General features: G+C 72.8%; 22 protein-coding genes and 2 pseudogenes. 23 read left to right on the forward strand and 1 reads right to left on the reverse strand.

Features of this window, described 5'->3' with window-relative positions; genetic code table 11:
* From IE118_RS32950 to IE118_RS33005, 12 genes are read left to right on the forward strand one after another with little or no spacing between them, the layout of a single operon-like run.
* On the forward strand, positions 1-1,257 hold the full coding sequence (locus IE118_RS32950) for a hypothetical protein (protein WP_189561776.1): 1,257 nt from the start codon (positions 1-3) through the stop codon (positions 1,255-1,257).
* Complete coding sequence (locus IE118_RS32955; RefSeq protein WP_189561777.1) at positions 1,254-2,243, forward strand: aminoglycoside phosphotransferase family protein; 990 nt, start codon at positions 1,254-1,256, stop codon at positions 2,241-2,243. Before IE118_RS32950 ends, IE118_RS32955 begins: the two co-directional genes overlap by 4 nt.
* Positions 2,236-3,726 carry an FAD-binding protein gene (locus tag IE118_RS32960; protein WP_189561778.1) on the forward strand — a complete coding sequence of 497 codons (1,491 nt, stop codon included), beginning with the start codon at positions 2,236-2,238 and terminating at the stop codon, positions 3,724-3,726. The genes IE118_RS32955 and IE118_RS32960 overlap by 8 nt, the downstream gene beginning before the upstream one ends.
* Positions 3,726-6,092 carry a non-ribosomal peptide synthetase gene (locus tag IE118_RS32965; RefSeq protein ID WP_189561779.1) on the forward strand — a complete coding sequence of 789 codons (2,367 nt, stop codon included), beginning with the start codon at positions 3,726-3,728 and terminating at the stop codon, positions 6,090-6,092. Before IE118_RS32960 ends, IE118_RS32965 begins: the two co-directional genes overlap by 1 nt.
* A 6-nt stretch (positions 6,093-6,098) precedes the next feature.
* Positions 6,099-9,107, forward strand: a complete 3,009-nt coding sequence (locus IE118_RS32970; RefSeq protein ID WP_189561780.1) for a type I polyketide synthase — start codon at positions 6,099-6,101, stop codon at positions 9,105-9,107.
* Complete coding sequence (locus tag IE118_RS32975; RefSeq protein ID WP_189561781.1) at positions 9,104-9,946, forward strand: 3-hydroxyacyl-CoA dehydrogenase family protein; 843 nt, start codon at positions 9,104-9,106, stop codon at positions 9,944-9,946. The genes IE118_RS32970 and IE118_RS32975 overlap by 4 nt, the downstream gene beginning before the upstream one ends.
* A 2-nt stretch (positions 9,947-9,948) precedes the next feature.
* Positions 9,949-10,212 carry an acyl carrier protein gene (locus IE118_RS32980; RefSeq protein WP_189561782.1) on the forward strand — a complete coding sequence of 88 codons (264 nt, stop codon included), beginning with the start codon at positions 9,949-9,951 and terminating at the stop codon, positions 10,210-10,212.
* The gene (locus IE118_RS32985; protein WP_189561783.1) at positions 10,209-11,477 is read left to right on the forward strand and encodes an acyl-CoA dehydrogenase family protein; all 1,269 of its coding nucleotides are present in this window, start codon (positions 10,209-10,211) and stop codon (positions 11,475-11,477) included. Before IE118_RS32980 ends, IE118_RS32985 begins: the two co-directional genes overlap by 4 nt.
* The gene (locus IE118_RS32990) at positions 11,474-12,556 is read left to right on the forward strand and encodes an HAD-IIIC family phosphatase (protein WP_189561784.1); all 1,083 of its coding nucleotides are present in this window, start codon (positions 11,474-11,476) and stop codon (positions 12,554-12,556) included. The genes IE118_RS32985 and IE118_RS32990 overlap by 4 nt, the downstream gene beginning before the upstream one ends.
* Positions 12,553-13,176: a class I SAM-dependent methyltransferase gene (locus IE118_RS32995; RefSeq protein WP_189561785.1), complete on the forward strand. Its 624-nt coding sequence runs from the start codon at positions 12,553-12,555 to the stop codon at positions 13,174-13,176. The genes IE118_RS32990 and IE118_RS32995 overlap by 4 nt, the downstream gene beginning before the upstream one ends.
* A complete protein-coding gene (locus tag IE118_RS33000) occupies positions 13,176-13,910 on the forward strand; it encodes an SDR family NAD(P)-dependent oxidoreductase (RefSeq protein ID WP_189561786.1) in 735 nt (244 codons plus the stop codon). The genes IE118_RS32995 and IE118_RS33000 overlap by 1 nt, the downstream gene beginning before the upstream one ends.
* Before the next feature lie 7 nt (positions 13,911-13,917).
* Positions 13,918-14,508 carry an LOG family protein gene (locus IE118_RS33005; protein ID WP_189561787.1) on the forward strand — a complete coding sequence of 197 codons (591 nt, stop codon included), beginning with the start codon at positions 13,918-13,920 and terminating at the stop codon, positions 14,506-14,508.
* A 98-nt stretch (positions 14,509-14,606) separates the two neighbouring features.
* Here the strand turns inward: IE118_RS33005 and IE118_RS33010 are convergent, their stop codons facing one another.
* Positions 14,607-15,419: an AfsR/SARP family transcriptional regulator gene (locus IE118_RS33010; RefSeq protein WP_189561788.1), complete on the reverse strand. Its 813-nt coding sequence runs from the start codon at positions 15,417-15,419 to the stop codon at positions 14,607-14,609.
* Between the two features lie 719 nt (positions 15,420-16,138).
* Between IE118_RS33010 and IE118_RS33015 the strand changes: the two genes are divergently transcribed.
* The 11 genes and pseudogenes from IE118_RS33015 to IE118_RS33060 all read left to right on the forward strand — a co-directional run.
* A complete protein-coding gene (locus IE118_RS33015) occupies positions 16,139-17,389 on the forward strand; it encodes an ATP-grasp domain-containing protein (RefSeq protein ID WP_189561789.1) in 1,251 nt (416 codons plus the stop codon).
* A gap of 19 nt (positions 17,390-17,408) precedes the next feature.
* Positions 17,409-17,675 (forward strand): cispentacin biosynthesis acyl carrier protein AmcB, encoded by a 267-nt coding sequence (amcB, locus tag IE118_RS33020; RefSeq protein ID WP_189561790.1) that lies wholly within the window; start codon positions 17,409-17,411, stop codon positions 17,673-17,675.
* Positions 17,676-17,721: 46 nt separating this feature from the next.
* Positions 17,722-19,095 carry an amipurimycin biosynthesis protein AmcC gene (gene amcC, locus IE118_RS33025; RefSeq protein WP_189561791.1) on the forward strand — a complete coding sequence of 458 codons (1,374 nt, stop codon included), beginning with the start codon at positions 17,722-17,724 and terminating at the stop codon, positions 19,093-19,095.
* On the forward strand, positions 19,092-19,559 hold the full coding sequence (locus IE118_RS33030) for an acyl-CoA thioesterase (RefSeq protein WP_189561792.1): 468 nt from the start codon (positions 19,092-19,094) through the stop codon (positions 19,557-19,559). The genes amcC and IE118_RS33030 overlap by 4 nt, the downstream gene beginning before the upstream one ends.
* On the forward strand, positions 19,546-20,049 hold the full coding sequence (gene amcE, locus IE118_RS33035) for a cispentacin biosynthesis cyclizing decarboxylase AmcE (RefSeq protein WP_229847072.1): 504 nt from the start codon (positions 19,546-19,548) through the stop codon (positions 20,047-20,049). Before IE118_RS33030 ends, amcE begins: the two co-directional genes overlap by 14 nt.
* Before the next feature lie 59 nt (positions 20,050-20,108).
* Positions 20,109-21,278 (forward strand): cispentacin biosynthesis acyltransferase subunit AmcF, encoded by a 1,170-nt coding sequence (gene amcF / locus IE118_RS33040; RefSeq protein ID WP_268248992.1) that lies wholly within the window; start codon positions 20,109-20,111, stop codon positions 21,276-21,278.
* Positions 21,275-21,868: a cispentacin moiety biosynthesis protein AmcG gene (gene amcG, locus IE118_RS33045; RefSeq protein WP_189561794.1), complete on the forward strand. Its 594-nt coding sequence runs from the start codon at positions 21,275-21,277 to the stop codon at positions 21,866-21,868. Before amcF ends, amcG begins: the two co-directional genes overlap by 4 nt.
* A 5-nt stretch (positions 21,869-21,873) precedes the next feature.
* Positions 21,874-23,256 carry an adenylate-forming 2-oxoglutaryl-ACP ligase AmcH gene (amcH, locus tag IE118_RS33050; RefSeq protein ID WP_189561795.1) on the forward strand — a complete coding sequence of 461 codons (1,383 nt, stop codon included), beginning with the start codon at positions 21,874-21,876 and terminating at the stop codon, positions 23,254-23,256.
* A gap of 184 nt (positions 23,257-23,440) precedes the next feature.
* Positions 23,441-23,665, forward strand: a pseudogene (locus IE118_RS34325) (hypothetical protein); the annotation flags it as partial.
* Between the two features lie 181 nt (positions 23,666-23,846).
* Entirely contained in the window at positions 23,847-24,539 is a 693-nt protein-coding gene (locus IE118_RS33055) for a response regulator transcription factor (RefSeq protein WP_306430410.1), read from the forward strand.
* Positions 24,536-25,169, forward strand: a pseudogene (locus IE118_RS33060) (HAMP domain-containing histidine kinase); the annotation flags it as partial. The gene IE118_RS33055 and the pseudogene IE118_RS33060, both read left to right, overlap by 4 nt.

The raw sequence follows: 25,169 nt of genomic DNA on the forward strand, positions 1-25,169 counted from the left end.
ATGAGGATCTTCTCCAGCGCCCAGGCCTGCGGCTTCGGCCCCATCTCCAAACTGGCCGCCCTCATACCGCTGTTCAAGGGCGCCACGATCGACTTCACGGGCCGCGACGTAGCGCTGGACTTCGCGCGGCGCCACGTGCACCGCTTCACCCGCATCGACGAGGGGGACACGCAGCGGTACCAGGACGTCGCGGCCGGCTTGGCCGAGGCTGACGTGGTGGTCAGCGTGATGGACGCGGAACTGGTGTTCTGGGCGGTGCGCGCCGAGGTGCCGGTGCTGTTCTTCGACAGTCTGCTGAGCTTCTGGTCCACCGAACGCACCATCGAGGACCTGGCCGCCCGCGCCCAGCTCGTCCGCTGGTCCGACGACGAGACCGCGCGGTTCGTCTTCGACATGCTGACGCCGCACGAGCGCATCCTCGTGGCCCATCTGCTGGCCACCAGGTCGTACGCGCAGAACTTCCCCGGCGTGCCGGCCCGCATCGACTCCCTGACCAGGGCGGGCGCGAGCCACCTCCAGCTGTGCGGTCCCATCGTGGATCGGGACGCCCTGGAGTCCGCGCTGTCCGCGCCCCCACCGGACGACCCTCCCGACCTGCTGATCAACCTGGGCGGCTTCCAGAACTTCTTCCTGGACTACGAGTCGCACAACGCCTATCTCGACCTGCTGCGCCGGTGGGTCACCGAACTCGCTACGGCGCAGCCGGAGTTGCGCCGCATCCTGGTCTGCTGCGGTGCGTTCCGCGAACCGGTGACGGAGACGCACGGGGACGTCCGGATCGAGTACACCATGCTGCCGCACAAGGACTTCCTGCGACACCTGGCCCACGCCCCGCTGTACGCGGTGCCGCCCAGCCTCACCTCCCTGCACGAGGCGGTCATCCTGCGCAGGCTCCCCCTCCTGCTGCCCGAACAGCACTACGGGCACGTCACCAACCTGCGGTCCCTGCGCGGCACGGCGATCGCCGACCACGCGGCGAGCCTCATCGACCTCGGCACCCGGTTCGAAGTGCCGGAGGACGACCTGGGCGGGACGCGGGCGCTGGACCGGCTCACCCGCGAACTCCTCGCGGACGAGGCCGAGTACCGCTCGTTCGCCGACTACCTGAGCAAGCGGCTGGCCGACTACCGGCAGCTGACGGACGAGGAACGCGCCGCCGCCGTCGACGAACTGGGCGAACTCCTCGACGGCCCCACCCCGGCCGGCCTGCTGGAGCACATCGGTGACCGCCTCGTTCCCACCGGGAGGACGTCGTGACCGCCGCCGACCTCGCGGAGCGCACCGTCGACACCGACGAGATCACCCGGCTCATGCTGGCCGCCCACCTGGAACGCACCGGGCAGGCCGAGGTGTCGCCGGAGCGCGTGGAGACCAGCACCTGGACGCCCGCGAGCGCCCGCAAGTCCCGCCGCCGCACGTTCGTCCGTCTCGACATCGACGGCGAGGCCGTGGCGGTGGCCAAGATCCCGCTGTCGCACAGCGACCCCAAGCTCGCCGGCGAGCTGGAGGTCCTGCGCTCCTTCAGGCAGCCGTCGCCCCTGGGCTGCCCGGTTCCGCTCGACGCGCTGGCGGGCGGGTTCACCATGAGCTACCTGCCCGGCGTCGACCTGCCCACCGCCGCCGAGGCCGCGGACACCCCCGACGGCCTGTGGCGGATACTGCGTCCGGCCGTGGACCGCGTCGTCGAACTGCACCGCTCGGGTCCCGCGGTCCCCGCCACGCCGGAACTGGCGCTGGAGACGGCCGCCCACTACGTCCGCACGCCGGAGTTCGGCGTCCGGTACGCCGACGAGGCGCTGCGCTCGGCGCTGCTCGCGCCGACCCACGGCGACCTCGGCCCGTGGAACGTCCGCTGCGACCCGCGTGACGGCACCACCAGGGTGCTGGACTTCGAGGACTACCGCACCACCGGTATCGCTGCCATGGACGTCGTCAACCTCCTCGTCACGACGGCGCTCGCGGTCTTCCCCGACTACCAGGAGCGCGGCTTCGACTGGCTCTACGACCAGGTCTTCGGCGGTGCCCACTGGTTCGGCTCCGTGCTGGCCCGCGGCCTCGACCACTACGGTGCCCGCACCGGCCAGCGGCCCGACCGCGTGCTCGACCTGCTGCCGTTCACCTGCCAGTGGCTGATCGAGCGCATCGAGGCCGAAGGCCGCGACACCAGCCGGCTCTTCTACCGCACGTTCGTCGAGCGCTACCTCGAAAGGCGCCCCACGGTCGACGGGAGCACCCATGTCTGACACCCCTACCGACACCGCACCGCTCCGCACGGACGCCGTGGTCATCGGCGGCGGCCCCGCCGGACTCTTCGCGGCCCTGACCCTGCTACGGGCCGGCCGCCGCGTCGCCCTGCTGGAGGCCGGCGGCGACATGCGGGAGAGCCTGTGCCCCCGCCTGGTGGCCCGCATGGACGGCCGGTCCGTGCGGGACGCCGAGAAATTCCGCCTGCAGTGCCCGCGCTGCACCTGCCTGACGGGTCTGGGCGGGGCCGCCTTCCACTTCGACACCAACCTCGGCTACATCTCCTCGCTCACCCGCTCCAAGATCGAGTCCGCGCCGGACGGCACGGTCCGCTCCTACAGCGGGCTGGAGCGCACCCTCGGCTCGTTCGACCGCGCCGAGGAGCTGATCGCCGAGGTGTACCGCACGTTCTACGAACTGGGCCTGCCGCCCGCCGAGCCCGTCCACGCCGATCGGGACGCCTCCTTCGGCACGGTCTTCCAGCACGTCGACACCGCGCTCTCGCAGAGCGTCACCGTGGACGACTCCCTGGTCGTCATCGCCCGCCTCAAGGCCGAACTGGAGGAGAACGGCGGCCGCGTGCTGCTGCACCACCGCGCCGAGGACATCGAGCCGTTGCGCGGCGGCGGATTCGAGGTACGCGCGGCCACTCCCGGCGGGCCGGCCGTCCTTCGCGCCGACGACGTCGTGGTGGGCGTGGGCAAGCTCGGCCTGCCGTGGGTGCGCGAGCTGATCGACCGGATCGGCGTGCGCCACCGGCCCAGCCGCCGCGTCGATCTCGGTGTCCGCCTGGAGACGCGCAGGGAGGACCTGGCCCGCCTGCTGGACGGCTGCCACAACCCGAAGCTCTCCTTCCTCAACGAGGAGGGCCACTCCGTGCGGACGTTCTGCGTCTGCGGGGGCGGCCGGGTCATGCAGTACGGCTTCCTGGACGCCGTCGCCCTCGACGGGCAGCACTGCCTCAACCAGCCCACCAGCAAGTCCAACCTGGGGGTGCTCACCACCGTCGACCTGCCGGAGGGGACCGACGGCACCGAGTACGCCGCCGCGTTCGCGGCCAGGGTCGCCCACCATGGCGGGGGGCTTCCCGTCGTCTCCACCGTGGACCAACTGGCGGGCCGTCCGGTCCCGGAGGGGCCGCTCGCCACCAGCCTGATCAACTACCACCACGGCGACCTGCGTGAGTGCCTGCCCCCGTGGCTGGTCCGCGACGTACTCGCCATGGTCGAGCGCCTCAACGCCCTGCATCCGGGACTCGTCCCCGGTACGGCGACCGTCGCTGCCCCGGTCGTCGAGCGGCTCTTCCCCGACATCGAGCTCTCCGACGACCTGGAGTCCTCCGTCCCCGGCCTGTACTTCGTCGGCGACAGCTCCTCGAAGATCATCGGCATCACCTACGGCGCCGCGACCGGCATGGCGGCGGCCCGCTCCGTACTGCGCCGCCGGGCCGGCACGGCGGCCCTGACGGGTGGGGGGCTGTGATGATCACCCTTCCGCAGCGTGTTCCCGAGTGCGGCGAGCCGCAGCCCCGGCATGCCACGGCACAGCTGAGCGCTCCGGCCGCAGCCCTGCTGCGGGGACCCGGCGGGGTGGCCCGGCTGGCCGCCCTGAGCCGTCTGCTGCTCCACCGCTACGGCGTCGGCTGGGACGTCGTCGGAGTCGCCGACGACGGCCGCACCGCCGTGTGCCACGACAGCGACGCGGACCAGGAGACCACCCCGCTGGGCGAACTCGCCCACGCCGTGCGGGCGCGGCCCGCCGCGCCGCCCCCCGAGGGCGAACCGTACGCGGCCGTCCTTGCGGCCCCCGCCGAGATGCCGCCGGCCGTGCTCCGCCGGCCGGTCTGGACGCTCTCCGCCGACGGCGGCGTGCTGCACCTGGCGCACGACGCCGCCGTGCTCGACGCCGGCAGCGCCGACCGGATCACGGAACACCTGTCCCTGCTCGCACACGAGACCGCCGAACACCCGGACCGGCCCGCAGGCGACGTGGAACTGTTGCTGCCGGCGGAGCGCACGCTCCTGCTGGAGACGTGGAACGCCCCGCACACCCCGCACGCCGACACCACCCTGCACCGCCTCTTCCGCGAGCAGAGCGCCCATACTCCGGACGCCGTCGCGCTGCGGTACGGCGACACCGACCTCTCCTACGGCCAACTGGACGCCGACTCCGACCGGTTCGCGCACGCCCTGCTCCCGTACCTCGGAGCACCCGGAGAGCTCGTGGTGCTGACCGGAGAGCGCGACCTCGACCTGTTCACCGCCGTCCTGGGCATCTGGAAGGCGGGCGGCGCGTTCGTCTACCTCGACCCGCAGCTGCCCGCACCGCGGGTCGCGGACATCCTGGACCTCACCGACCCGGCGGTCGTGCTCACCACCGCCAGCGGCCACACCGCGGTCGGCGCGCGGGCCCGGAAGGTCGAGGCCCTGCTCGCCCTCGACCAGCCGTCCGGCCCGCCGCCCGACACCGCACGGCCCGACACCACGGCCTACGTCCTCTTCACCTCGGGCAGCAGCGGCATCCCCAAAGCCGTGGTGCGCCCGCACCGGATGCACACCTCCCGCATCCGGCTCGAACAGGACCTCTACGGGCCCGGCCCGACGGAACGGCACTTGCTCAAGTCGCCCATCAGTTTCAGGGAGTTCGTCCGCCCGCTGGCCGGCGGCGGCACCGCGGTGCTGGCCGAGCCCGGCCGCGACCTGGACGACCACTACCTCGCCCGGCTCATCCACGACGAGGGCATCACCACCGTCAGCTTCGTGCCGTCGATGCTGCGGCTCCTGCTGACACAGCCCGCGTTCCGTACCGCGCCCGCGCTGCGGCACGTGTTCGTCGGCGGCGAGGCGCTCCGGGAGGACCTGGAGGACGAACTGCGGTCGCTGGGCTTCGAGGTGCACAACACCTACACGCTCAGCGAGGCCGACTACGTCTGCCACCGCACCGCGGCCCCGGCCGCGCCCGGGAGCGGCGGCCCCGGCACCAACATCGGTGTCCCGCTCGACATGCGCGTGTACCTGTGCGACCCGGCGGGCCGTCTGGTGCCGCCCGGCATCCCCGGTGAGATCCGGACCGGCGGGCCCGGGTTGTCCGACGGCTACCTCGGCCAGCCGGACCTGACCGCCGAGCGGTTCCTGCCCAACCCGCACGATCCCGGTCACCCCCCGGTCGTGTTCCGCACCGGGGACCTCGCCCGCCATCTGCCCACCGGCGAACTGGAGTATCTGGGCCGGATCGACGACCAGGTCAAGGTCCGCGGTCAGCGGGTGGAACCGGCGGAGGTCGAGACCGTGCTGCGGGGACACCCGGGCGTCGCCGACGCCGCCGTCGTCAGCGCTCCGGACCCGGACCAGGGGGCCACCCTCGTCGCCTACGTGGTGCCCGCGGGGGAGGAGATCCCCGTCCAGCGGCTGCGCGAGTACCTGGCCGGGCGGCTGCCGGACTTCATGGTGCCGGCGCGGCTGGCCTCGGTGCCCGCACTGCCCCTGCTGGGCAGCGGCAAGATCGACCGGAAGGCGCTGCGGGTCGTGCCCCGCGGCCGTCCGGAACTCGACGTGCCCTACGTCGCACCGGCGACTCCCGCGCAGCGCACGGCCGCCGAGGCCGCGGCCCGCGTCCTGGGGCTCGACGAGGTCGGCCTCGACGACGACTTCTTCGCCCTCGGCGGCGACTCCCTGCGCCTGATGCTGCTGCGCGGCGCCCTGGAGACCGCGGCGGGCCGGCAGTTCGCGCTGGCGGACGTGTTCGCCGCCGGCACCCCGCGTGGCTACGCCCGTCTGCTGGACACAGGGGAATCCGCCCGCCCACCCGCCCGGCGGCCGTCCGACCGCCGACCGCGTCGAAGGAGGTGATGTGAGGTGTACGAGCTCGACCACGAAGACGCCGTCGCCGTCGTCGGCCTGTCCGTACGGCTACCGGGCTGCGACACCGTGGCGCGGTACTGGTCCCTGCTCGAAGCCGGCGAGGACAGCATCACCCGGCGGGACACCGCCGGGGACGCCACCTTCGTGCCCGCCTACGGATCGGTGCCGGGCCCCGGCCACTTCGACCGCGACCGCTTCGGGATCGCCGCGTCCGAGGCGCTGCTGACCGACCCGCAGCAGCGTCTGCTGCTGGAAGCCGTCGACGAAGCGCTGACCACGGCCAACGTCGACCGGGCCCGGACGACGGCGGTCAGCGTGTACGCCGGGGTCGGCCACAACGACTACGAACGGTGGGTCGGCAGCGCGCTGGCCGGCCGCCCCGGTGTGGACGCCCAGTCCCTGGAGGTCGCCAACCGCAGCGACTACGCCGCCACCCGGGTGGCCTACCGGCTCGGCCTCCAGGGCGCCGCCGTCACCGTGCAGTCGGCCTGCTCCACCGCGCTGACCGCCGTCCACCTCGCCGTGCAGGACCTGCTCGGCCGTGGCAGCGACCTGGCCGTGGTCGCCGTGTCCTCGGTCCGCGTTCCCGCCCCCGGCGGCTACGACGCCCCGCTCGGCGGTATCGGCTCCCCGCACGGGGTGTGCCGCCCCTTCGACGCGGCGGCGGGCGGGTCCGTACCGGGCGACGGGGTCGGCGCCGTCGTCCTCAAGCGGCTGGCCGACGCGGTGGCCGACGGCGACGAGATCTGGGCCGTGGTGCGGGGCAGCGCCATGAACAACGACGGCTCCGGCAAGTCGGGTTTCGCCGGGGTCGACGCCGCCGCACAGGCCGAGGTGATCCGAGCCGCCCTGGACGTGGCCGGACTGGAACCCGAGGACATCGACTACGTGGAGGCGCACGGCAGCGGAACCCGGATCGGGGACTCCACCGAGTGGTCGGCACTGGCCGAGGTGTTCGCCGACGCCCCCCACCCCGTCCACGTCGGGGCGGCCAAGGGCGGACTCGGACACCTGCGGGAGGCGGCGGGCCTTGCCGGCTTCGCCAAGGCGGTGCTCTCACTGCGCCACCGGCGCCTCGTCGCCACCCCGCACTTCGAGCGGCTGCCCGCTGACCTGGCGGCCGGCTCCGGCCCGCTGCGACCGCTGGGAGAGGCCATGGACTGGCCCGCGGCGCCCGGCCGGCCGCGGCGGGCCGGCGTGAGCGCCTTCGGGCTGGGCGGCACCAACTGCCACGTGGTGCTGGAGGAGGCGCCCCCCACCCCGGAGACACCGCCCTCCGGCGACGCCGAGTTGCTGCTCGTGTCCAGCCACCACCCGGACACCCTCGACGCCGACCTGGCCGCTCTCCGCGACCACCTCGGCCGGAATCCCGCGCGGCTCGCCGACGCGGCGTGGACGACCCAGACAGCGCGCCACCGCCATACCCACCGTGCGTACGCCGTGGTGCGCTCCCCGGAGGAGGTCCCCGGGGCGTTCGACGGTGACCTGCTGCGCAGACAGCGCGGGCACGCCGTCGGCGGCACCCCGCAGGTCGTCTTCGTGCTGCCGGGAATCGGCAGTCACTACCCGGGCATGGGCGCCGAACTGGCCCGTACCGACCCGCTGTTCGCGAGCCACCTCCAGGCCGTCGTGGCCGTGGCCGACACGCTGACCGACGGCGCCGTGGGCCGGTCGTTCGCCACCGAGCCGGCCCGTTTGGACCAGCGGGGCGACCGCGTGGACCTGCGCGCCCTGCTGCGGCGCGGCGGCCCGGCACCCGCGCCCCGGGAACTGCGTGAGGTGCACCTGGCACTGTTCTGCATGGAGTACGCCATGGCCCGCACGCTCATGGACCTCGGGGTCCGCCCGGCCGCGCTGCTGGGCCACAGCCTGGGGGAGTGGGTGGCGGCGGTGCTGGCCGGGGTCCTCGGACCGGAGGAGGCGATGACCGCCGTCGCCCGCCGGGCCGACCTGGTCGGGACGGCCGGGCCGGGCGCCATGCTCGGGGTGCTCGCCGCCGCCGAGGAGGTGGAGCACCACGCCGTGCAGGACACCTGGATCGCGGCGGAGAACGGGCCGAACCACTGCGTGTTCTCGGGCCGGCCGGAGGCCGTGTCGGCGCTGGCCGACCGGCTGCGCGCCAAGGGGTTCACCACACTGCCCGTGGACGCCGCACATCCCTTCCACACACCCCAGCTGGCGGGCGCCGCCGACCTGCTCGGCGAGGATCTGCACCACGTCGACCTGGCGCCGGCCCGTATCCCCATCGCTTCGAGCGTGCTCGGCGCGTGGCTGGACGGAGAGGTGCCCGACCCCGGTTACTGGCGCGACCACATGGTGAGCCGGGTGCGGTTCCGCACGGCAGCCGGACTGGCCCTGTCCCGGCACCGGGTCCTGGTCGAGGTGGGACCGGGGACCGCCCGCCCCTGGATCGCCCAGGCCGACCCGGACGCCGTGTGCGTGCGCACCGTACGGAAGTCCTACGAGAACGCCGGCGACCGGCAGATCCTGCTGGAAGCGCTGGGGGAACTGTGGACCCACGGGGTCGAGGCCGACTGGCCGCGCCTGCGCCGCGCCCCGGCGCGCCGAACCGTCCTGCCGCCGCGCGCCCTGCTGCGCCGCCGGTACCTGCCCGACACCGAGCCGCCCGCCGGCCCCTGGCCGACGCCCGCCGCCACGCGCCGGGCCGAGCCGGAGCTCGACGCCCCGGCGCCCGCGTCCCCGGACGAGGAGGGAGGGTCCACCGTCGGGCAGTTCCTCGCCCACCGCTTCCGGGTCCTCCTGGGACTGCGCCGGGTGCACCCCGACGACCACTTCTTCCACCTCGGCGGCGACTCCCTGATGGGCGTGCACCTGATCGCCGGTCTCAAGGAACTCACCGGACGGTCCGTGCCCTCCTCCGTCGTCTTCGCCTCCGCGACCCTCGGCGGCATGACGCGTGAGATCGAGAACTGGCTCGCCACCGCCGAGCACGAAGCCGGCCACGAACCGGAACCCTTCGACCCCGGGAGCCCAGCGTCATGAGCACACTCACGCTCGGAGTGATCGGAGCCGGCGTCATCGGCTCCAGCGTCGCCCACGCCGCCGCGGCGTCGGGCTGCGCCGTCATCCTCGTCGACACCGACCCCACCGCGCTGGAGGCGGCCCGCGCGGCCGTACGCCGGCACGAGAGGCTGGCCGCGCTGACGGGCGGCCTGGGACCGCGCCCGCTGGACATCCGTTTCAGCTCCGAGCTGACGGACGTGGCCGGCGCCGGATTCGTGGTGGAGAACACCACCGAGTCGGAAGCGGGCAAGCGCGAGCTGTATCCGCTGCTGGAGAAGGTGCTGGCTCCCGACGTGACCATCGCCGCCAACACCTCCGCCATCCCCATCACGCGGTTGGCGGAGCGCCTCACCGACCCCGGCCGCGTGGTCGGCGTGCACTTCATGAACCCGGTCGACCGCATCGCCATGGTCGAGGTCGTCCGCGCCCCGTCCACCTCGGACGGTGCGCTGGCCGACGTCGAAGACCTGCTGGCCCGCATGGGCAAGGAGTCCGTCGTGGTCAACGACGCCCCCGGCTTCGTCATCAACCGCGTGCTGATGCCGGTGGTCAACCTCGCGGCCGCCGTCGTCGCGGACGGCGTCGCCACCCCGAACCAGGTCGACGAGCTGTTCAAGGGCTGCCTCGGGCACACCTCCGGGCCACTGCGCACCGCCGACCTGATCGGTCTCGACACCGTCGTGCGCACCCTCGAGGTCCTGCACGAGCACTACGGGACCGACGAGTTCGCCACCCACCCGCACCTGCGCCGCATGGTCACCGAGGGCCGGACCGGCATCAAGAGCGGCCGCGGTTTCTACTCCTACGACGGGAACTGACGATGACTGTTCGGAACACGCCCGCAAACGACGAGATCACCTCCGTGGTGCGCGAGTTCATCGCCCGGCTCAGCGGCCGCCCGGACATCGAGGACGACCGGCCGCTGATCTCCGGGGGCGTGCTCGACTCCCTCGCCGCGGTCCAGATGGTCGACTTCGTCGAGCGCACCTTCCAGGTCGAGGTGGGCCACGAGGACCTGGAACTGTCCAACTTCGACTCCGTGCAGGGACTGGCCGACCTGATCACCCGGCGGGTGGCCGCGTGACCGCCGGCACGCCCGAAGCGGTCCTCGAAGCGCTGCGGGACGGGTGGTTCGCCGACCGGGCCACGGCCTGGGAACAGGCGGGGGCCGTTCCCCGCGAGGACGTCGAGCGCTTGGCCGGACACGGACTGCTCGGCATGACCATCGGCACCGCCCACCACGGAAGTGACCTCCCGCTGGTGGACGTCACCGAGGTGCACCGGCTGGTGGCCGCCGCCTCGCCCAGCCTGCACAGCCTGTTGGTGGTCCACACCATGGTCTGCCACGCCCTGCACCGCTGGGCGGTGGGGGAGACCCGCGACGCTCTCCTGCCCGAGCTGGCCGCCGGACGGGTCCTCGCCGCCTTCGCCCTCACCGAGGCCAGCGGCGGAGCCGACGCCGGGGCGCTGGCCACCACCATCGACCGGGACGGCGACACCTTGCGCGTCACCGGGGAGAAGCGCTGGCTGTCCTTCGGCCGGATCGCCGACGCCTACCTCGTCTTCGGGCGTACCGGGGGCCTGGACAGCTGCGCGCTGGTGGACGCGGGCAGCGCGGTGCGGGTCGATCCCGAACCCCTCACCGCGGGCCTGCGGGCCGCGCAGCTGGCCCGGGTCACCTTCGACGGCGCGACCGCCCCCGCGGCCCGGGCGGTGGGGCGGCCGGGCACCGGCATCCCGTTCGTCGCCACATCGTGCCTGACCCTGGGCCGGCTGTGCGTGGCGGCGGGTGCGGTGGGCATCGCACGGGCCGCCCTCGACCTGGCCGTCGGTCACGTGGCCACCCGGACCACCGGGGGACGCCGGCTCGGCGACCACCAGCTGGTGCGCGGACTGCTCGCCGACGCCGCCCTCGCCACCGAGTCCGCGTCCCACTACGTGCGGTCGGCGGCGCGGGAGGTCGAGGACCGTGCCCCGACGGCGGCGGTCACCGCCGCCGGCGCCAAGCTGCTGGCCTCCCGGGCGGCCGGCAGCGCGACCGCCGCCGCCTCGCGTCTGCTGGGCGCCGAGGGCCAGACCGAGGACCACCCGCTGGCCCGGCTGGTCACCGCGGCCCGGGTGCACGAGGTGATCGAGGGGCCCACCGAGGTGCTCCAGGACGTCGTGGCCGCCGCGCTGCTGCGCGACCCGGGCGCCCCGATGGATGCAGGGCACCCCCGTGCCGGTGCCCGACGACTCGGAGGGCTTCCGCAGCGCCCCGCCGCCACGGAAGCCGCACCCGGCTCCCCCCGTCCCCGCACACCCGCGCACGGCTGGGGCGACCCGAGCAGGAAGGTGGAGCAGCGATGACCCCGGCCCCGGCCGAGAACACCGTCAAGTGCGTGGTCTGGGACCTGGACGACACCCTGTGGGACGGCACGCTCCTGGAGGGCGACGAACTCCGTGTCCCCGAGGCCAACCGCACCCTCGTACGCGTCCTGGACGAGCACGGCATCCTCCAGTCCGTCGCCAGCCGCAACGAGCCCGGCCCCGCCGGGGAGCAGCTCCGCGGCTTCGGGCTCGACCGGTACTTCCTGCACCCGCAGCTCGGCTGGTCCGCCAAGTCGGTCGCGCTGCGCACGCTGCTGGAGGTCCTCAACATCGGCGCCGACAGCGTGCTGTTCGTCGACGACTCGGAGTTCGAACGCGCCGAGGTGGCCGCGGCACTGCCCGAAGTCCGCTGCGTGACACGGGAGGAGCTGCACGAACTGGTCGCCGGCGGCCGGGTCCTGCCGCGTCGGGTGACCGCCGACGCCGCCCGCCGCCGGGAGATGTACCAGGCCGAGGACCGCCGCCGCGGGCACCAGGAGGCGTTCCAGGGCCCGCCCGAGGAGTTCCTGTCCTCACTGGAGATGACGTTGCGGGTGCGCGACGCGACCGAGGACGACCTGGACCGCGCGGCGGAGCTGACCCGGCGCACCCATCAGCTCAACACCACCGGCATCACCTACGACCGGGACGAACTGGCCGAGCTGGTCCAGGACCCGGGCCACCGGGTGATGGTCGCCGAACTCGACGACCGCTTCGGCACGTACGGCACCATCGGGCTGGCGGTGCTGTCCACCGGCCCCGAGTGGACGATCCGGCTGCTGCTGATGTCCTGCCGGGTCATGGGCCGCAACGTCGGCACCGCGCTCATCGCGGCGCTCGCCCGCACCGCCGCGGCGCACGGCGCCCGCACCGTGGCCCACTTCCGGCCCACCGACCGGAACCGGCAGATGCTCGTCACCTACCGGTTCGCGGGATTCGCGGTCACGTCCCGCTCCGAGGACCGCATCGTCCTCACTCTGCCGGACGACCGGGTCCCGGTCGTACCCGGCTACGTCCGCCTCGTCACCGAGGACGCCGCGGCTGCGCCCAGCCGCCCGACCCAGGAGGTCACCCGATGACTGCCTTCACACAGAGCTGGACCGACACGTTCTCCTCCGCCTACGCCGACGAACCCCTGGCCAACCTCTCCTGGTTCAACGCCTCCCCGGGCCTGGAGCTGATCAAGCGGGTGATCGACGGCACGCTCAAGCCGGGGCAGCGCCTGATCGACCTCGGTAGCGGCCCCGGTGTCGACGCCGTCTTCCTGTCCGTGCAGGGCCTGGACGTCACCGGCGTCGACCTGTCCCCGGACGCCGTCGCACGAGCCGGCCGCTGGGCCGAACTGGCGGGAGCCGACGTCGAGTTCATCCAGGGCGACGTGCTCGACGTCCCGCTGCCGGACTCCTCGGCCGACGTCGTCAACGACTCGTTCGTGTTCCACAACATGCGTGACGACGCCAGGTCGCGCTACGCGGACGAGGTGCACCGCCTGCTCAAGCCCGGCGGCCTGTTCCTGCTGAACTCCTTCTCCGACAAGATGGTGCCGGGCACCGGCCCGCGCCGCATCACCAGCGAGGACATCCTCAGCACCTTCACCGCCGACCGGTTCGAGTGCGTGGCGCTGTACGTGTACCGCAACGTGCCCACCCGCACCAAGCCGGACCAGCTGCACTGGTTCGGCGAGTTCCGGGCCCGCTGATGCGGGTCGTGGTCACCGGCGGCGGCCGGGGCATCGGGCGTGCGGTCGCCCTCGGCTTCGCGGCGCAAGGCGCGAGCGTGGCGGTGCTGGCCCGTACCGGCTCCCAGGTGGAGTCGGTGGCGGGCGAGATCGAGGAACTCGGCTGCGAGAGCATGGCCCTGGCCGTGGACGTCGCGGACGAGGCGGCGTTGTGCGAGGCGGCCGAGCGCGTGGTCGGAGGGTTCGGCGGCGTGGACGTCCTCGTCAACGCCGCGGGCGTCTTCGACCTCGGTCCCACCGCCGGCTTCCCGGCACAGTCCGCGCGGGCCCTGCTCGAGACCAACGTCATGGGCACGTTCCTGGCCTGCAAGGTCTTCGGCAGGCACCTGCTCGACCAAGGTCACGGCAAGATCGTCAACTTCTGCTCGCTGCTCTCCTACACCGCGTTCCCGGAACGGGCGCTGTACGCCGCGAGCAAGGGCGGCGTGCTCCAGCTGACCCGCAGCCTGGGCGTGGAGTGGGCAGCGCGCAACGTCAACGTCAACGCGGTCGCCCCCGGAATGATCCGCATCGAGACCCCGCATCCGGCCGCGCTCGACGAGGACGCCATCGTCGGACGCATCCCCTCCGGCAGGCGCGGCCGGCCGGCCGACATCGTGGGACCCGTCCTGTTCCTGGCCTCACCCGCAGCCGACTACGTGAACGGCCAGACCCTAGTCGTCGACGGAGGCTGGCTCAGCTATGGATACCTGTGAGAACCCTTTGGCACTCGGAGTCTTCTGCGGCTTCTCCGCGGGGCCCTCGGAGCGTTACGTCGACACTGCCACGGCGCTCGGCGCCGGCCTGGCCGCCCGCGGCCACCGGCTGGTCTACGGGGCGGGCGGGGTCGGCCTGATGGGCGCGGTGGCGCGCGGCGCGGCCGGCGGTGGCGCGCCGATCCTCGGGGTCATTCCGGAGTTCCTGCGTGCCAAGGAGATGGGCGACCACCTGCCGCCGCAGCAGATCGTGCTCACGAAGGACCTCCTGGAACGCAAACGCGTCATGATCGACCGCGCGGACGCCTTCGTCGCGCTCCCGGGCGGCTACGGCACGCTGGACGAGGTGCTCGAAGTGGTGTCCATGGCCGCACTCGGGCAGGACGTCGGCCCGCTCGTGCTCCTGGACGTGGACGACGACTGGTGGCCCCTGCTCGACCACGTGGAGCGGCTGGGCAGACGGGGCTTCGTACGCGACACCGGCATCCTCCGCCTCGCGCGGACACCGGAGCAGGCGCTGGACATGGTGGCCGAGGCCGCGGCGGCCCGTGTGCCGGTGCCGGCGGGCGATCACCAGCACGCGCGGGCGGCCCGATGACGTCCGCGGCGCTCGCCCGGCCGCAGCGGCCGGCCCCGTACCGTTCGCCGCGGTGGCCGCGGCGAACGGTACGGGGAGTCATCCCCGCACGTCCGGTGTCAGGTCCCCACCGGCGACCGGTGCGAACTGACGCGCGTGGCGACGGCGCTGGAGACGGCCCGTTTGGCACGGCCGATGTCGTCGGACCGCACGATGTCGTGCACCTTCATCAGGTCGCCACCGGGCTCCACACCGAGCCTGTCCGAGAGCGTCCGGCAGGCGCTGCCGAACACCCGCAGCGCCTGGGCCCGGTGGCGGGACAGGAGGAACGCCAGCATCAGCTGCTGGTGCAGGATCTCGTTGAGCGGGTTCCGCGGCACCTGCTGCGTGAGAAAACCGATCGCCTCGTGGTACTGGCCGGCGCTGAGCTGCGCCCACGCGGTGAGCTCCACGCACTCGGTGCGCGACTGCTGCAGCCAGGAGTCGAACGAGCTGAGGATCGGTCCCGAGTACACGCCCCCCGCCAGGCTGCCCCGGTGCAGGGCCAGGGCCTTGCGCCATGCCCTCGCCGCCCCTTCGTGGTCACCGTCGGCCAGCTTGAGGTGGCCGTCGGCCCGGTACCGGCCGAACAGCTGCACGTCCAGCTGCTGCCCGCGGACCAGCATGCTGTAGCCGGGGAACTGGCTGTCGACGGCCTCGTTCCCGATCCGGTCCCTCAGCTTGGAGATGTAGACGTAGATGGCGTCCCGTGCCCGCCGCGGCGGCTGGTGCCACACCTCACCGATCAACTCCTCGACGCTGACCACGCGGCCGCTCCGCACGAGCAGGGTGGTCAGGATCACCGACAGGTTCCGCGAGCGGATCGCGTGCGGGCGGCCGTCGAAGACGAGCCGGGGCGGACCGAGTATCTCGAAGCGCACGTCGCGGGTCATGACTCACGCTCCTCAGAGGTCGACACGGGAGCGGGAGTCCGTTCCGGCATGAGGTCTCCCGGGGTCCCCACCGGTGCGCCGCGGCTGCGTGGGGTCCGCCCCTCGGCACCGGTCGGGAGGCGCGTCTCCACCGAGGACGAGCACGTGAGGGAATCTGCTGACCGTGTTCATGCCTTCGCTCCTTCGTGCGGCGCTCAACGCTCTGGGGGGTGGCCGGGCAGGTCACGCGCGTGCCGGACGGCGCCGGAAGGGGAGTCGGCACCAGACCCCCTCCTCCCTTCGCTTCCACGCCGCACGGCGACGCGCGCAATTCCTGAACTCTCCACGACGCGTCTTGTGATCGTCTCGTCCGTCGGCTTGTCCCCGCCTTGTCCGGCCTCTTTCCGGACTGCTGCGGCCGCCCGGCCGGCATCCGACTCACCGAAGGACGACCGATACGAGGACAAAGCCCCCACAAGAAGCCCGCAAGGAGTCGGACAAGTCCGTGGACAAGGCAGCCGCAAGGAGCGTGACGGAGACTTCCGGCACTGGACCGGGCACGGACCGATCAGGCCGTACCGGCCATGGCGACGGTATCCGTCCTCCCGGCCCGCCCCCCACCCCGTCGCCCCGCATCCCTCCTCCTGTGAGGGACCCCCGGCCCCTCGGGACGTCGTCGAGGCACATCCCACCGTGGAGACGACCGGGCACCCTCCCTCCCCCAGCAAGGAGTTCGCGTAGTGAAGCCGCCCCCCTCCCCAGCACCAGCGACGTCGTCCACCCTCCTCCTGGTCGGCTCCGGCACCCACCTGCGCCAAGGGCACCTGCTGTCCCACCTGGCCGCCGCCGCCGGCGTGGTCCTCCTCGACACCGCGGCACCGACCTGGCAGAAACCCTGGATCCAGGGCGCGCAGGAGTACGACCCCCGGGAAACACCCTTCCCCGTGGAGCAGGCCCGCCGCCTCTGCCGGGACCACGACGTGCGAGCCGTCGTCTCCTACAGCGAGTCGGAGATCATCCTGGCGGCCGAACTCGCCGAGGCGCTCGGTCTGCCCGGCCTGCCCGTCGAGGCGGCGCGGCTCAGCAGGGACAAGCACCGGCAGCGCGAGCTGCTCAACCGTACGGGCGTCTCACCCACCGCCTCCGTCCTCGTGCACGACGTCCAGGAGGGGCTGCGGGCAGCCGCCGAGATCGGCTACCCCGTGGTCGTCAAGCCGCGAGGCCTGTCCGGGAGCCTCGGCGTCGGACGCGTCACCGGCCCGGCGGACTTCACCCGGTTCTTCGAACTGGCGTCGGGCGTCGACACGATGGGGCTGGCCAGCGACGGCTTCCTGGTCGAGGAGTACGTGACGGGAACCGAGTTCCTGGTCGACGTCTGGAGCAGCGGGGGAACGGCCGAGGTCGTCTACTCCGGCCGCAAGTACATGGCGAACGACCCGTACCCGATCGACACCGGGCACATCATGGGGGAGGGCGCGCTGCCGGACGCGGAGTACGCCGCCGGCCTCGCCCTGGCCCGGGACGTCGTCCTGGCCGCGGGCATCGACCGTACGATCGCCAACCTGGACGTCGTGCTGACGCCCGACGGCCCCCGCGTCATGGAGATCAACGGACGCCCCGCCGGGGACCTGGCCTCCGTGATCGCCCACCTCGGCACCGGACTGAGCGTCGGCGGCCTGCTGGCGGACGCGGCCCTCGGGCGCCCGCTGCGCGCCGAACCCGTGCCGAACCGTGCCGCCGGCATCAAATTCCTCTACCCCGCCCGCCGACAGCGCTTCGAAGGACTGGCCGAGGCGCCGGAGCTGAGGGCTCAGCCATGGCTCCACGAGGTGGGTGAACTCCCCGAGCGGGGCTCCGTGGTGGAGCCCCCGCCCGACGACTACTTCGGCCGGGCCGGGTGGGTGATCGCGACGGGCACCCACGCCGACCAGGTCCACGAACGCCTCACCGAGGCCGAACGCGCCCTGACCGTCCAAGGGCCCTATGTGTGACCGACGAAGGGAATGCACGATGAACGAGACAGAGGCTGCCATCAGGTCGATCGTCGTGAACGACCTGTTCTGCGAGATCCCCGAGTCCGAGATCGGAGTCGACGACGGCCTGCGGGACGTACTCGCACTCGACTCGCTCGGCTTCCTCGAACTGCGCGTCGCCTGCGAGCAGAAGTTCGGCGTCGAGATCTCCGAGGCCGACTTCACCCCCGAGCACTTCGCCAGTATCCGGTCCGTCGCCGAACTGATCCACCGTCTGCGCCGGTCCCGGCTCGAGACGGCCTGAGCCCATGGCGTCCGCACAGTACCTCCCGCGAATCGAGCTGCCTGAGATGACTCACGAGAACCGCAGCGGAACGACCGAGTCCTGGTTCGACCGCACGATGCACATGGACCAGTACGGAGCGCGGCTGCCGTTCGGCAGCCTCGGCGCCAAGGGGCTGACCCACCGCTTCGTGGAACTGAGCGGTGCCGACCGGGGGCGGGAGCTGGACGTCCTCGACGCGAGCGGCGGCTACGCCAGCGCGTGTCTGGGAGCCGGCTCGCCGGTGGTGAGCGCGGCCCTCACCCGCGCCGTCGAGCAGGCGGGCTACGTCACCGACGAGATCCACTCGTGGGAACGTGCGCGACTCCTCGAATTCCTCTTCGGCGAGGACGGGTTGTGGGCCGAGCGGTTCCCCGCCGACGCGTACCACGTCGCCGGCCGCAACTCCGGGTCGGAGGGGATGGAGCTGGCGCTGCGGCTGGCGCTGGAGCACCGCTTCGACCACCGCCGCCTGCGGCCGGCGCAGGGGCGGGGGCAACGGGACATCGTCCTCGCCTTCGAAGGGGCGTGGCACGGCTGGACCGGTGGCGTGCTCCCCCTGCTGAACAAGAGGCACTACCGGGTGGGACTGCCCTCCGTGGCCGCCGAACCGTACGGCTTCACCGTCCAGCACATCCCGTTCGGACAGGTCGACGCGGCCCGCGACTTCTTCGCACGTCACGGCGACCGCGTCCTCGCGGTGGTGATCGAAGCCGTCCAGGGCGACGCCGGGATCATCGTGCCGCCCGCCGGCTATCTGCGCGAGGTCGCCCGGCTGTGCACCGACAGCGGGGCGCTCCTCGTGGCGGACGAGGTCCTCACCTTCGCCAAGACCGGCCAGTTCTTCGCCATGTCCGACGAGCAGGGGCCGATCCCGACCGACGTGACCGTGGTGGGCAAGAGCCTCGGCATGGGCGCGTTGTCCACGTCCATGGTCATCGCCCGCCGCGACCTGACCGTACGGGCCACCGGCGCCATCTCCACCTCCGACCTCCGCCCCCTCACCTGCGCCGTGATCCGGGCGGGCCTCGAACACATCCAGGCCGAGGGGATGCTGGAGAAGTCGCGGGAGCTGGGCGAGCACCTGGCCAAGCGGCTGGACGAGGAACTCGTCACCGCCTACCCGGACTTGTACACGGAGAGCCGGGGGGCCGGCGTCATGCACGGTGTCGAACTGACACGACGCGCGGCCGACCGGCTGGGCGAGTTCCGCGAAACCATGATCCGCAGCGGTGTGTTCGTCGAGTTCATGGGCGGTGCGGGGCGGCGTTCGGGGAACCTCCGCTACGTCTTCCCGACCATGCGTGTCGCCCCGCCCCTCATCGCCACCACCGCGGACGCGGACGCGATCGTGGAGCGCCTCTCGGCCGGTTCCCGCCGCTTCCTCGAGACGCCCGCATGACCGCCGCGCACCCCGTACCGGCAGCACCCGTGCCCAGGGAGTGGACGGAGGTCCGCCGACGCGTGGAGCACGTCGACACCGACGCATCCGGCGTCGTCCACTTCTCCCGGTACGCCTCCTGGCTGGAGACCGCCGTACTGGAGAATCTGGACCGCCTCGGTGCCGGGCTCGGCGCCCTGGCCCGCGCCAACCTCGAACTGGCCGTCGTGGAACTGCGCATGCACTACCACGCACCCGTCCGCTTCCTGGACCGCGTCCGCGTCACGGCTCGTGTCGAACGGGTCGGGCCCGCGCGCGTGCAGGTCTCCGGGGAGATCTCCCGGGAGGACCCCGACGACGCGACGCGGTGCGCGACCGGCAGCCTGCTGCTCGGCGCGGTGGACCTCCGGACCGGAGCACCCTCCCTGCTCCCCGAAAACGTCAGGACCACACTGAAGGAGTGCAGTGTCCGTGCACAGCGTTGATTCCGACCGGACGACAGAGCCGGCGACGAAGCGGACCATGGGCTTCACGGAGCTCAAGAGCTGGCTCCGCCACCGCCACCCGATGGTGTACCTGGACCGGATCCTCGACTACGAACCCGGCGTCCGGCTCCGGAGCACCCTGTCCGTCTCCGGCACCATGGACGTGATCGCGGGGCACTTCCCGGAGCGCGCCGTGTACCCCGCCAGCCATCTGACCCAGGCGTTCGCCCAGTCGGGCATCATCCTCTACCAGCTCAGCACCTCCCGCCTCCGCGACGACGAGATCACCCTGATCGGCTCGGTGCGGGCGCGCTTCACCCGCGTCGTGGTCCCGGGCGACCGCGTGGTCTTCGAGGTGCGGAGCGATCGCCTCCAGGGCAACACGTTCAGCTTCTCCTGCAAGGCGACCGTGGACGAGCGCCCCGTCGCGGCGTTCAAGGGCACGCTGGTGCGGTCCAGGATCGCGGACCTGGGGGAGCAGCTGTGGTGACGCCCGGCCCGCGTCCGCGACCGGCGCCGGCTCCCGCCCCGGCAGGGGAGGACGCGGACGTGTGGGTCACGGGCATGGGATGGACGACGGCGCTCGGAAGCGGCCTGGACGAAGTCTGGAACGCCCTGCTCGACGGCCGCACCGGTGTCGACGCGGTGCCCTCCGAGCACCGGTTGCGCAACAGCGCCGCCGCGGTCGTCCACGACCCTCCGCTGTCCGTGCCCCCCGCCGAGCGCCAGCACCTCCTCACCCGCGACACCCTGGCCGCCGCGGTGCGCGACGCCGGACTCGATCCCACCGACGCGCGCCTCCTGCCCGTGCTGGGCACCAGTTACGGGCCGCACCTGGACACCGTGGACGTACCGGCCCTCGACCGCTGGGCCACTGACGCCGCACGGGCACTCGGCACCGCCAGGGCCCCGCTCGCGGTCACGACCGCCTGCTCATCCGGCTCCGACAGCATCCTGGTCGGCGCGGAGCTGATCCGCAGCGGCGCGGAGGACCTCTGCGTCTGCGGGGGAGCGGACGTCCTCACCCCCGCCAAGAGACTCGGGCACTCGGCGCTCGGGACCATGTCGCCCACCGCGCTCCGCGCCTTCGACGCCGACAACGACGGCACGATCCTGGGGGAGGGTGCCGCGTTCCTCGTCCTGGAGTCCGGCCGGTCGGCCCGCGCGCGCGGGGCCCGTGCACACGGCTTCCTCGTCGGCACCGGCTCGGCCAACGACGCGGAGAGCCCCGCGGCTCCCGACGCGAGCGGTGACAGCGTCGTACGGGCCGTCAGCAAGGCACTGCGCGGCGCCGCGCGCGGTCCGGCGGACGTGAGCGTGGTCAACGCTCACGGCTCCGGCACCCCGGCGAACGACACTGTCGAATCCGTCAGTTACACCAGACTCTTCCGGACGGGCACGGGCACGGGCACGGGGACAGGGACAGGGAAGGGGACGGGGAGGGGCTGCCGGGCGTCGGACGGCCCCACGGTGTTCGCCACGAAGGGGGCGTTCGGCCACACCCTCGGCGCGACCGGTGCGATCGAGGCCGTCACCGTGCTCCTGGCCCTCCGCGACGGCACGGTGCCTCCGGTCCACGGCCTGCGCACGCTCCGTCCCGACTTCCCCCTGCCGGTGCCGAAGAGCCGCCCCGCCGCGTTCACCGGCCGGCTCGGGCTGAGCGTGACGCTCGGCTTCGGCGGCTTCAACACCTGTCTGGCCTTCGAGGGAACACCATGAACACCTTCCCGGCCTCCGAGCCGTACGTCATCTGCCCGCCGGACACGGCGGACGTCGCCGTGGTGGGCCACGGGGACGCCTACCGCGAGGAGCTGACGGCTGTGCGCAGCCGCGTCCCGTCCCTCTATGCCGACCCGCTGGCCTGGCTGGTGGCGGACGCGGTCGAGCCCGCGCTCGCGGAGTGCGCCGCCGACGTCCGGGCCGCCCGCGAGGACGTCGCCGTCATCCTGGTGAGCGCGCACTGCACGCTGCACACCATGGACGCGGTGGCTCGTTCGCTTCCCGCCCCGCGCGTGTCCCCGCTGCGTTTCGCCGGCGCGAACCCCGGCAGCGCGGGCAGTCTGCTCTGCCTGCTGCACGGCTTCAGGGGCTCGTCCCTGACGTTCTCCATGACGCCCGAGGACGGTCTGCCCGCCGCGCGCACGGTCGCCCGTTCCTGGCTGCGCTCCGGCTCCGCCTCCTACGTGGTGCTCTGCGCCCACCAGAGGCACGGGGAGAAGGGGCACTCGGTGCGCTGTGCCGTGCTGGCCCCCGCCGTCGGCGACACGCGCGCCGGGGACGCGGACCGCGTCGCGGCCGGCCGGAGGTGAGTACCGTGAAAGCAGCTCTCCTCCCGGACGCGGACGCGATCGAAGCGTTCCTCGACAGCACGGTGGACGTGCACGGGCACGGCCCGCTCCGGCCCCTGGCCGCCGCGCTCGACGACCTCGCGGGTACGCCCCTGGTCGAGGGGGAGCCCGTCCTGCTCGCCATGCCCAACGGCACATCCCTCCTGACGGCCTTCTTCGCGGTGCTCCTCCACGGCGGTGTGCCCGTCCCGCTGGCGCCGGCGTCGAGTTCCACCCGCATCACCGAAGTGGCCCGCCGACTCGGCGCGAGCGCCCTGATCACGCCGAGGGCCGACGCACGGCGCTACGGAGCACCGTCCCCGCTCCCGTTCGGGGACGCCGACCTGCTGCTCCTGCCGTGGAGCGAACGACGGCGCCACGCGCGCGGCGACATCATCCTGATGACCTCGGGTACCTCCGGCATCGCCAGCGGGTGCCTGCACTCCTTCGACTCGCTGCTGGAGAACGCGCTGCGGCACGCCGATGCCGTCGGCCAGCGGGAGTCCGACACGGTGCTGGTCAACCTTCCGCTGCACTACTCGTACGCCCTCGTGGCGCAGGCCCTCGCCGCGCTGGTCCGCGGCTCACGCCTCGTCGTCACAGGGCCGCCGTTCACCCCGGGAACCTACGCCGAGGCGCTGCGCACCCATCGGGTCACCCTCTCGTCCCTGACACCGGCCGCGGTCGCGCGGTTCCTCGAACACGACCCCACCCTGCCGGGCACACTGCGCACCCTGACCGTCGGCGGGGACCGGCTGCCCCCGGACCACGTGCAGCGGCTGCTGGCCTGCAGGACCGGGCTCGAGCTCTACCTCACGTACGGCCTCACCGAGGCCGGCCCCCGGGTCACCACCCTGGCGGCCCACCGCGAGCCACGCCACCGGTATGCGTCCAGCGGCCTCCCGCTGGACGGGGTCCGTACCCGGCTGCGGCCGTCCGGCCTCGGCGACGGCTCCCAGGAACTCCTGGTGGAGTCCAGTACGGTGCTCCGCCGCAGGGTGCCCGACGACCGGACCAGCCCGCTGGTCGCGCCGCAGACCATCGCCACCGGAGACCTCTTCACCATCGACGAGGACGGATACCACTACATGCGGGGCAGGCTCTCCGACTCCGTCGTCGTCGAGGGCGAGAAGGTCTGGCTCCCCTCGGTCCGCGCCGCCGCCGAGGCCATCCCGGGCGTGCGCCGGTCCACGAGCCGGGTGTACGCGCAGGACGGCGAGCACCGCTACGACCTCGACGTGTACGTGGATCACCCGAGTCCGGGGCTGGCCGCGGACGTCAAGCGAACCCTCCACCGCCTGCTGCTCCGCCACGAACGGCCGCACCGCCTCACCGTACGGCAGGCGCGGTCCATCGACTGGTACAAGTGACCGCCTCCGGCGGCCGTTCGGTCCCGAACCATGGGCCCGAACGGCCGCCCCCGCGCGGGCGACGGTCCGAGCGAGACGGGGAATGACCGTGTGGACCGCGGTACATCCTGCCAACGTCTGCGACATGGAGCGCGCTGCCATGACGACGACGCCTTAGAGTGTCCCGGCGCGCTGACAGACGACCCGAGAGGCCCGCCTGGTTCCCTGCCAAGCCGTCATCGGCGCCAAGGAAGCGGCTGACGACCTCGTCGCACTGCGCCTGCGTGACGGACGCCGACTCGGCCCGCGGCCGGTCAGTGACGCACTCACCCACATCAACACTCTCATCAGGGCCCACAGCACCGACCGGTGGGCCGCGGTGACGGTGCCGTGGAAAACTGAGGCCGGCTTGTCTTCTGAATCCGGTTGAAGGTCCGCTCGATGTCGTTGCGGCGCCGGTAGCGGCGATCTCGGCGGGTGTTGTATGCCCGGTGTCGCTCGACACGACGCGCAGGCGCCGCCGGCAGATGAGTGCGGGGTTCTAAGGCCGGCCTCAGGCTGACCGGGGAGAATGAGCGGCAAAAACACCGACTGGAAGGGGGCGGGCCGGCGTGCGGATCATGATCGCGGATGACGAAGCGGCCATCCGTGAGTCGCTGGAGCGGGTGCTCCAGGTGGAGGGTTACGACACCAGCACCGTCGCCAACGGTCTCGCCGTACTCGACGGGGTCGGTAAGAGCGACGGTGACACGCTGGATCTGCTGATCCTCGACGTGATGATGCCCCGCCTCGGTGGGTTGGAGACGTGCCGGCGGTTGCGGGCCGCGGGTCGGGATCTGCCGGTGCTGATGCTGACCGCCCGTGACCAGGTCTCCGACCGGGTCACGGGGCTGGACGCGGGCGCCGACGACTATCTGCCCAAGCCGTTCGCCACCGAGGAGTTGCTGGCCCGGGTGCGGGCCCTGCTGCGCCGGCGCGCGCCGACCGACGGGGAGTCGCAGATCCTGTCGTTCGCCGACGTCCGGCTCGATCCCGACAGGTTCGAGGCGTGGCGGGGCGGGCGGCCGCTGCGCCTGACCCGGACCGAGTTCTCCCTCCTGCAGGTCCTCGTGCGCAACGCGACCCGGGTCCTGACCCACGACGCGCTGTTCGAGGCGATCTGGGGCTTCGACATGAGCGCCACCGCCAACAACCTCCAGGTGTACGTGAGCTACCTGCGCCGCAAGATGGAGGCCGAGGGTGAGCCGCGATTGATCTACACGCTGCGCGGCCTGGGATACACGTTGCGGGAGACTCCTCCGTGAGCGGGCCCGCCGGCCGGGGGCCGCGCCGGCTGACCCGATGGTGGCGCCGGAGGTCCCTGCGGACCAGGCTGACGGTGATCGCGGCGACGGCCATCGCGGTCAGCGTGTTCCTGGCCTTCCAAGTGGCCAGCGAGCTACTGGACTGGGAACTGCGGGACACCGCCGAGAATCAGCTCCGCGCCGACTCCCGCGTTCTGGCAGCGAACGCGCAACGCGCCGGTCTGGCGCAGCTCCAGCTACCGCCGTATCCCGGATCCGGTCGGCTGGTGCGGGTCATCCTGCCCGACGGATCGACCCGGACGCCGGCCGGCCAACCCGCGCTGCCTCCCGTCAGTGAGCACGCCGGGCGAGTGGCGCAAGGCGTGTCGGCCGACCTGATGGAGTCGAAGGACAGCGACGACGAGGGCTACGTCATCTACACGCTGCGGGCGGGTGACGGCGCGGTCCAGGTGGCCGGTGTCGCCGACGACAGCCCGATCAACCGGTTCGGGGCGGGCATGCTGCTGATCGGGCTGCTCTGCGTGGTCGGCGGAGCCCTCGTCGGGCGGACCGTGGCGCGGACCGGGCTTGCACCGATCGACCGGCTGACCGCCGCCGCGGTACGTGTCGCACACACCCGGGACCTCGATG

It is taken from the genome of Streptomyces pilosus, assembly GCF_014649835.1.
GTDB classification, from domain to species: domain Bacteria; phylum Actinomycetota; class Actinomycetes; order Streptomycetales; family Streptomycetaceae; genus Streptomyces; species Streptomyces pilosus.

Coding starts and splice junctions, on each gene's coding strand:
- IE118_RS32950 (WP_189561776.1), top strand. CDS start 1: ATGAGGATCTTCTCCAGCGCCCAGGCCTGCGGCTTCGGCCCCATCTCC.
- IE118_RS32960 (WP_189561778.1), top strand. CDS start 2,236: ATGTCTGACACCCCTACCGACACCGCACCGCTCCGCACGGACGCCGTG.
- IE118_RS32965 (WP_189561779.1), top strand. CDS start 3,726: ATGATCACCCTTCCGCAGCGTGTTCCCGAGTGCGGCGAGCCGCAGCCC.
- IE118_RS32975 (WP_189561781.1), top strand. CDS start 9,104: ATGAGCACACTCACGCTCGGAGTGATCGGAGCCGGCGTCATCGGCTCC.
- IE118_RS32980 (WP_189561782.1), top strand. CDS start 9,949: ATGACTGTTCGGAACACGCCCGCAAACGACGAGATCACCTCCGTGGTG.
- IE118_RS32990 (WP_189561784.1), top strand. CDS start 11,474: ATGACCCCGGCCCCGGCCGAGAACACCGTCAAGTGCGTGGTCTGGGAC.
- IE118_RS32995 (WP_189561785.1), top strand. CDS start 12,553: ATGACTGCCTTCACACAGAGCTGGACCGACACGTTCTCCTCCGCCTAC.
- IE118_RS33000 (WP_189561786.1), top strand. CDS start 13,176: ATGCGGGTCGTGGTCACCGGCGGCGGCCGGGGCATCGGGCGTGCGGTC.
- IE118_RS33010 (WP_189561788.1), bottom strand. CDS start 15,419: ATGACCCGCGACGTGCGCTTCGAGATACTCGGTCCGCCCCGGCTCGTC.
- amcB (WP_189561790.1), top strand. CDS start 17,409: ATGAACGAGACAGAGGCTGCCATCAGGTCGATCGTCGTGAACGACCTG.
- amcC (WP_189561791.1), top strand. CDS start 17,722: ATGACTCACGAGAACCGCAGCGGAACGACCGAGTCCTGGTTCGACCGC.
- IE118_RS33030 (WP_189561792.1), top strand. CDS start 19,092: ATGACCGCCGCGCACCCCGTACCGGCAGCACCCGTGCCCAGGGAGTGG.
- amcG (WP_189561794.1), top strand. CDS start 21,275: ATGAACACCTTCCCGGCCTCCGAGCCGTACGTCATCTGCCCGCCGGAC.